The 7,460-nt window shown below is 72.2% G+C and carries 5 protein-coding genes, 1 tRNA gene and 1 other RNA gene; 4 read left to right on the top strand and 3 right to left on the bottom strand.

Annotated features, from left to right (window positions below; all coding sequences use genetic code 11):
• On the bottom strand, window positions 1-1,478 hold a 1,478-nt coding region (locus ACFV0Q_RS13465), incomplete at its 3' end, for a DNA polymerase III subunit gamma and tau (RefSeq protein WP_385004657.1).
• A 66-nt stretch (window positions 1,479-1,544) separates the two neighbouring features.
• An RNA gene (ffs, locus tag ACFV0Q_RS13460) (signal recognition particle sRNA small type) lies at window positions 1,545-1,643 on the bottom strand.
• 130 nt (window positions 1,644-1,773) lie between these two features.
• On the opposite strand from ffs, the gene ACFV0Q_RS13455 reads away from it, so the two are divergent.
• The 3 genes from ACFV0Q_RS13455 (at window position 1,774) to ACFV0Q_RS13445 (ending at window position 4,764) form a co-directional block, all read left to right on the top strand.
• Window positions 1,774-1,861, top strand: a tRNA-Ser gene (locus ACFV0Q_RS13455).
• Between the two features lie 151 nt (window positions 1,862-2,012).
• The gene (locus tag ACFV0Q_RS13450) at window positions 2,013-2,486 is read left to right on the top strand and encodes a hypothetical protein (RefSeq protein ID WP_385004655.1); all 474 of its coding nucleotides are present in this window, start codon (window positions 2,013-2,015) and stop codon (window positions 2,484-2,486) included.
• Window positions 2,487-2,607: 121 nt separating this feature from the next.
• On the top strand, window positions 2,608-4,764 hold the full coding sequence (locus ACFV0Q_RS13445) for a DUF4157 domain-containing protein (RefSeq protein ID WP_385004653.1): 2,157 nt from the start codon (window positions 2,608-2,610) through the stop codon (window positions 4,762-4,764).
• Window positions 4,765-4,990: 226 nt separating this feature from the next.
• Here the strand turns inward: ACFV0Q_RS13445 and ACFV0Q_RS13440 are convergent, their stop codons facing one another.
• Complete coding sequence (locus tag ACFV0Q_RS13440) at window positions 4,991-6,349, bottom strand: hydrolytic protein (protein ID WP_385004651.1); 1,359 nt, start codon at window positions 6,347-6,349, stop codon at window positions 4,991-4,993.
• Between the two features lie 221 nt (window positions 6,350-6,570).
• On the opposite strand from ACFV0Q_RS13440, the gene ACFV0Q_RS13435 reads away from it, so the two are divergent.
• Complete coding sequence (locus ACFV0Q_RS13435; protein WP_385004649.1) at window positions 6,571-7,299, top strand: LuxR C-terminal-related transcriptional regulator; 729 nt, start codon at window positions 6,571-6,573, stop codon at window positions 7,297-7,299.
• Window positions 7,300-7,460 lie beyond the last annotated feature (161 nt).

The raw sequence follows: 7,460 nt of genomic DNA, 5'->3' as shown, positions 1-7,460 counted from the left end.
GCGCCGGGGGCACCGCTGCCGGGCTGCGCGGCGCCGGGCCAGGCACCGGGGGCGGCGGGGGCAGCCGGGGCGGGGGCGGCCGGGGCGGGGGGCTGCGGGGGCGCGACCGGGGCCGGCTGCACGGGGGCGGCTGCGACCGGGGCCGGGGCGGGGGCCGCCGGGGCCGGAGCCTCCTCCGGCGCAGGAACCCGTACGGCGGCACGCGCGGCGGCGACACCGCCGCCCGGCCCGGCCGGGGCCATGCCGTGCGCCTCGGGCGCGGGCACGTATCCCATGGCGGGGGCGGCCGCGGGCGCGGCGGCGAAAGCACCGGCGGGCGGTCCGCTCCGCTCGAGGCGGTCGAGCCGGGCCTGGAAGGAGCGCTCGTCGTCGAAGGCGGCCGGGAGCAGCACCCGGGCGCAGATCAGCTCCAGCTGGAGCCGCGGCGAGGTGGCGCCCCGCATCTCGGTGAGCCCGGCGTTGACCAGGTCGGCGGCGCGCGACAGCTCGGCGGCGCCGAAGACGGAGGCCTGGGCCTGCATCCGCTCCACGACGTCGGCGGGGGCGTCGATGAGCCCCTTCTCCCCGGCGTCGGGCACGGCGGCCAGGATCACCAGGTCACGCAGCCGCTCCAGCAGGTCGGCGACGAACCGGCGGGGGTCATTGCCGCCCTCCACCACCCGGTCGACGACCTCGAAGGCGGCGGCGCCGTCCCCGGAGGCGAAGGCGTCGATGACGGAGTCGAGCAGGGACGCCTCGGTGTACCCCAGGAGGGAGGTCGCCATGGCGTATGTCACACCGTCGTCGGCGGCGCCGGCCAGCAGCTGGTCCATGACGGACATGGAGTCACGGACGGAGCCGGCTCCGGCGCGCACGACGAGCGGCAGCACGCCGTCCTCGACCTTGGCGCCCTCGCGCCCGCAGACCTCGCCGAGGTAGTCCCGCAGGGTGCCGGGCGGCACGAGGCGGAAGGGGTAGTGGTGCGTGCGCGACCGGATGGTCCCGATGACCTTCTCGGGCTCGGTGGTCGCGAAGATGAACTTGAGGTGCTCCGGCGGCTCCTCGACGACCTTCAGCAGGGCGTTGAAGCCCGCCGAGGTGACCATGTGGGCCTCATCGATGATGTAGATCTTGTACCGGCTGGAGGCGGGCCCGAAGAAGGCCTTTTCCCGCAGGTCACGGGCATCGTCCACACCACCGTGCGACGCGGCGTCGATCTCGATGACGTCGATGGAACCCGGGCCGTTCCTGGCCAGGTCACGGCAGGACTGGCACTCCCCGCAGGGCTCGGGCGTGGGCCCCTGCTCGCAGTTCAGACACCTGGCGAGGATGCGCGCGCTGGTCGTCTTTCCACAGCCGCGCGGCCCGCTGAACAGGTACGCGTGGTTGACCCGGTTGTTCCGCAGGGCCTGCATCAGCGGGGCAGTGACATGCTCCTGCCCGATGACCTCGGCGAACGACTCGGGGCGATAGCGGCGGTACAGCGCAAGGGACGACACGTCTACGAGGTTATCCGGGCCCACCGACAACGGCGGCCCGCCGACGCCCCCGGACCCGCCCCGGAAACGCAAAGCGCCCCCCACGCACCCGCCAGAGCCCACTTACCCTTGCTGCCTTCCGGCCCTGGGGGAGTTGGGTGAGATAGCGCCACGTGAGGGGCTGGGCCCCACCCTAGCGGATCCCGGCCCCCGGAATCGACCCGCGGCCGCCCCCGATCCCTCGCGGACCCTCCCCGGAACCCAAGATCGGGATCGTGTTCGCGAGCACCCCTCAACGTCTTGTATTGTTTGCGGCGGAGGATTCGCCTAGTGGCCTAGGGCGCACGCTTGGAAAGCGTGTTGGGGGCAACCCCTCACGAGTTCGAATCTCGTATCCTCCGCCAGTGCCTCACCGGGCACTTGAAGGCCCCGACCAGCCCCCTGAATTCAGGGAGGCCGGCCGGGGCCTTCTGCGTTTCCGGGTCTCGGCGTACAACCATTGGCCACGCTGAGCGATCGACCTCTCCGCACGCAGTCACCGCACAGGGGAGAGCCGTGAACCACCGCACCGCCACCGCCGTACTGTCGGCCGTCATCGCCGCCGCCGCACTGACCGCCTGCGGCAGTGACTCCGACGAGCCGGCGGCGAAGACACCGCCGCCCGCCACCAAGCCGAGCGCCCCCGCCGCCACGCCGAGCGCCCCCGCCGCCGCGCAGGGCGGCCCCTCCGCCGCCGCTACGCCCAAGGCCGGGGGGATTCCGCCCAAGCCGGACGCGGCGACGCAGGCGAAGTACATCGCCGCCCTGACCGCCATCGACCCGGACATCGTCAACACCAAGCCCGACAAGGCGGTCGACCGGGGCCGCAACCAGTGCGGGACGATCGCCGGCTTCCCCAAGGACGACCAGAAGCAGATCGACCTCACCAACCAGCGGTTCACCTCGCCCAACCACCCGGACGGGTTCGGGGCGGCCAAGGCCGCCAGGATCCGTGACGCGGTCCACGCGCACCTGTGCCCCACCTACTGAGGGTGCGGCGGGAGCGGCCGGGTCTTCCCTCTGGTGTGCACGAAGGGGCATGTCGTGGGGGTGGGTTCGGGGGGTAAGCAGGGTGGGTCCCGCCGCTTCATCCGAGAGGTACGCCCCCCCCATGCGCATCCCCGCCCGAGACAAGGCAGCAGGCGACGTCGCCAAGGACGGCTCCGGCCGGTCCCGGCAGGCGCGCCCGGAGGAGGTGCGGGCCGCCGACGGTCCCGCGCCGGGGGTGCTGGGGGCGCTCCAGAGATCCGTCGGCAACGCGGCGGTGACGCGCATGCTCGCGTCGGACCGGGATGGCGCGGCGGGACAGCGGGCTGCCGAGGCGCCGGACCGGAGTGACGTCGCGGTACAGCGGGCGGCCTCCGGTCCGGGGGCCGGGGGTGGTGCCGTGCATCAGGTGCTGCGCTCGGGTGGGCGGCCGCTCGAAGGGGCCTTGCGGGAGGAGATGGAGGGGCGGCTCGGGGCCGATTTCTCCGACGTGCGGGTGCACACGGGGCCCACGGCGCAGCGGTCCGCCGCCGAGATCGGGGCGCGGGCCTACACGTCCGGCAGCGACGTCGTCATCGGGCCCGGGGGCGGGGACAAGCACACCCTCGCGCACGAGCTCACGCACGTCATCCAGCAGCGGCAAGGGCCCGTGGCCGGGACGGACACCGGCGACGGACTGCGGGTCAGTGACCCCGGTGACCGGTTCGAGCGGGCGGCCGAGGCCAACGCGCGGCGGGTGATGAGCGGCCCGGCCCCCGTACAGCGCGACGCCTGCGGGGGGCACGGTGCGCACGACCACGTGGACCCCGCCCCCGTACAGCGCGACGCCTGCGGGGGGCACGGTGCGCACGCCTCCGGTGCCTCGCCCGTCGTCCAGCGCAAGGGGCCCGAGGAGCTCGGCCCCTCGCTGCCGGCCGACCCGGCGCGCGGCGGAGGTCTGATGAGCCGGTTCAAGTCGCTGACCCGCAAGCAGCCGGAGCCGCAGGGCGACCTGGTGTCGCGGGTGCGGGCGGCCATCACCGCGTACGACAGCGACCCCAACCGCGACCCCATGCACTGCCTGATGGCGCTGACGAACCTCCAGATGGCGTTCGCCCCGGAGCGCGACGACGCCCCCGAGGCCGTCAGGCCCTGGCTGGACGCCGCGCTCCAGACCGTGAAGGCCGAGCTGGAGCTGGTGAACGACCAGCTCACCCGCGACGACGCCCTCCCCGACGCGGCACGTGAGCCGTTCAACGCGATGACCGCCAACGGCATGCTGTGGCAACAGCAGCAGTGGGACGACAGCGCGGCCGCGTTCCAGATGCACGGGGCCAGCTACTTCCGCGAGCTGTCGGAGCTCAACCGGGCGGGGATGGCCAAGGAGATCGGCCGGGGGCAGGGTGACCAGAACTGGGTCGGCGACGTCAGGAACAAGCTGACGACCGCGCTCCAGCAGAGCGTGCTGTGCCACTACACCGGCAAGTCACGGGCCGAGACGATGCTCGCCCAGGGGCAGATGAAGTCCAAGACCGAGCTGCTCAAGGCCAACCCCGACGCGCCGAACAACTCGGAGGCGTACGACAAGCACGTGCTGGCCAACGAGGGCTTCGTCTTCTTCTTCCTGGAAGTACCGGGCAGCCCCTTCCGCGAGACGCGGTTCGGCGGCGACGAGCCGGCCCGGATCGAGATCCCCCTGACCCGGTCCCCCCTGATGAGCCAGGGCTGGCTGATGCTGAGCGACTTCGCGCAGCGCGAGTACCCGACCGTGCGCGCGAAGCCCGAGGACCCGGCGCAGACGCAGAGCCAGCCGGGCACGCGCGAGGACAAGTTCGGGGACGGGTTCTCCCTGCCGGTACGGAAGTTCGACGTCGGGGCGGGGAAGGCGGAGCTGCCGGACATGGACAAGATCATGGAGGCGATGCAGGCGGAGCAGGACCCGGAGCGCAGGGGCCAGGTCATGTTCGCCATGACCCAGGCGCTGGCGGACCCGCACAGCACCATGACCTACGGGGCCGGCCAGCAGGAGCAGGTCCATTCCGAGCGGCTCCGGTCCAACACCCTGATGGGGCGGGACATCGTGCCGGGTCTGGTGGAGCGGGCGATCGTGGAGATCCAGCGCATCGGGGACGTCAACCCGCAACTCGCGGCCCGGCTCAAGGGGATGTCCGGGGAGGAGCTGATGCGCTACCTGCTCAAGGACCTGCTGCGGCCGCAGGCGATGCTGCCGAACACGGTCGATCTGAGCGCCGCCAGAGTGGTCACGGCGTCCGGTCAGCAGGTGGCGGTCCCTGTCACCTGACCGGTACGGGCACGGGAGGGGAGGGTCGAGATCAAGTCATCTTCGACCCTCCCCCGAGGGTGGCCCCGCAGGCCGGGGAAAGCCGTTTCGAGGTCGGCGTTATGAGAACGTACGGCCGCAAAGGGGACAGCTCACGCGTGGTCCGGAAACCTGTTTTCGGACGCGGACGGTGAGGGTCCCCTTTGTTCTGGGGAAAACCTGACAGACGATTCCTGTGCTGCTTGATTCACCTGAGGTCGCTCAGCACACCACTCACGTTGAGGACCTCGTGGCACTCCTGCGCCTGACGGCCGGTGGCCGGGGTGCCCGGCTTCGCGCAGGTCACCTGGACCGTCACCGTCTGGCTCTCGGTGATCGTGATGGGGGTGACCCAGTGATAGTCCTGGTTGCGGAACGTCTCGAGCGCGATCGTCGTGATCTTGCGGTCGCCGAAGTTGATGGTCACCACGCCCTCGTCGCCCTGGAAGTTGGCGACGACGATGTCCGTGATCCCGAACGCCTTGTTGGGGGGCACGGTGTAGGTGCCGGTCTTCGTCTCGCCGGCGCCGGTCGGCAGGTCGATGGTGGCCGAACCCTGCTGTCCGCCACCGCCACCGCCGCCGCCACCGGTTCCGGTCCCGGTACCCGTGCCCGTTCCGGTGCCCGTACCGCCGGATCCGGGTCCGGGCTGAACGCCCTTGCCTCCGCCGCCGGGCTGCTGGGCGCCACCGGTCGACGGGGTCTGGCCGTTCACGTCCGCTCCGGGCGTCGGCCTCTTCTGGACCACCTCGTCGGCGGCCTCCTTGGCGGTGCTGCGCACGGCGGGGCGCACCAGCATGAACCAGGCGAGCAGCAGCGCGAGCAGCACGGCCAGGACCGCGAGCAGCCACTTCGGGAAGATCGGGATCTGGACGAACTCCACGTCCAGCGGGGCCCGTACGACATCGGACTCCGGGCGCTCCTTGCCGTCCTCGGGGCCGTCGGCTTCGGCGACGTCCACGGTGAACGGCCAGGTCACCGGGTCCCCGAACCACACCGGCTTGCCGGTGCGGACGCGCAGCCGCACCTCCGAGGACTCGCCCGGCTCCAGCTTCAGCTCCGTGGGGCGGAGGTCGAACTTCAGCTCCTCGCCCGGCTGCGCGGGAGTGAATCCCACCTTCACGGGGCTGTTGCCCTCGTTGCGCACGGCCAGCCGGTAGCGCCCGCGCAGCCATCCGCGGCGGCGTCTGGGAGCGCTCTCGGCACGCAGTTCCCGGAACTCCTCGATGTGCACGGTGGTCTCGGGGACCCGTACCGCTTCGGGGTGTTCGGTGGGCAGGAGGCGCACGGCGAGCGGCACGTCGCCCGCGCGCACCTGCGGCGAGCGCGGCGGCGCCAGACGGATCGTCACCGTCTCCGAGGTTCCGGGGTAGAGGGAGACGCGGTCCGGTTCCACCGTGGTCCAGGCAGCGCAGTCGCCGATGACTTCCAGGCGGTACGCCTCGACGATGTCGCCGTCGTTGCGGACGGTCAGGCTGGTGGACGCGGTTCCTCCCGGCATCACCGACACCGCCGGGATGTCGAGGCCGGGCGCGCCAGGGCTGGGAGAGGCTGCTGGGGATGTCACATGTCGACGCTACGGCGCCGGCCCGGCCGCCCCCACGGTCGCGAGGGCAAGGCCCCGGGCAGCTCCCGTGCCCCTGCGGGCTCCCGTCGACTCCCCCTCCCGACGCCCGCCAACTCCCTTCACCCAACGATCTGTTGATCTCGCCCAGCGGACCCATCGAACCCAACCGACCCCGAAGCCGTCGTATGTACATCGGACGCATCACAGAACAGGTACGACACATGCCCTGCGCTGACCACCACGGACCCGTCACCCCGTTCGGCACCACCCCGCCCCACGCGCCCGCCCCGGCCAGGAACTCTCCCGAGACACCTCCGGGAGGCGCCAAACGGGTCACCGTCGCCGTGTACGCGTCGGACCCGGTCCTGCACGTCGGGATCGTCCACCAGCTGCGCCAGCGTCCCGAGATCGAGCTCGTCGACGACGCCGACGCCCACGCGGCGGAGGTGTCGCTCGTGGCCGTGGACAGCGTGGACGACGAGACGGCCGCGCTGCTGTACCGGCTGCGGCACAACTCCGAGACGCGCACCGGGCTCGTGGTCGGCACGTTCGACTCGGGGGACGCCTTGCAGCGGGCCATCGAATGCGGGGTCACCGCCGTGCTGCGGCGCTCCGAGGCGGACCAGGACCGGCTCCTGCGGCTGGTCCTGGCGATAGCCAACGGCGAGGGCGTGCTGCCCGGTGACCTGCTGGCGAAGCTCCTCGACCACGTCGGTGTCCTGCAGCGTTCGTCGCTCGACCCGCGCGCGGTGTCCCTGTCCACGCTGACCCCGCGCGAGGCGGACATGCTGCGCCTGGTGTCGGAGGGGCTGGACACGTCGGAGATCGCGCGCAAGACCTCGTACTCCGAGCGGACCGTCAAGAACGTGCTGCACGAGATCATCACGCGGCTGCACCTGCGCAACCGTACGCACGCCGTCGGCTACGCCCTGCGCAACGGGCTGATCTGACCGTACGGCGGCCCCGGCGGCCGCCCCGCCGCCCCGCCGCTGCCCGAAAGCGCAGCCGGCGCTTCCCCCGGTTGCGGCCCCGCGGCCCTGCCGGTCCGCGGGGCCGGTCGGCAGGGTGGCGGGGTCATACGTAGATGCTGCACCGGACTGTGAGGTGGGCC

Origin of the sequence: Streptomyces sp. NPDC059564, assembly GCF_042735575.1 — a bacterium.
Lineage (GTDB): Bacteria > Actinomycetota > Actinomycetes > Streptomycetales > Streptomycetaceae > Streptomyces.
Note: the sequence above shows the minus strand (reverse complement) of the source record. Positions and strands in the feature narration are given on the sequence as shown.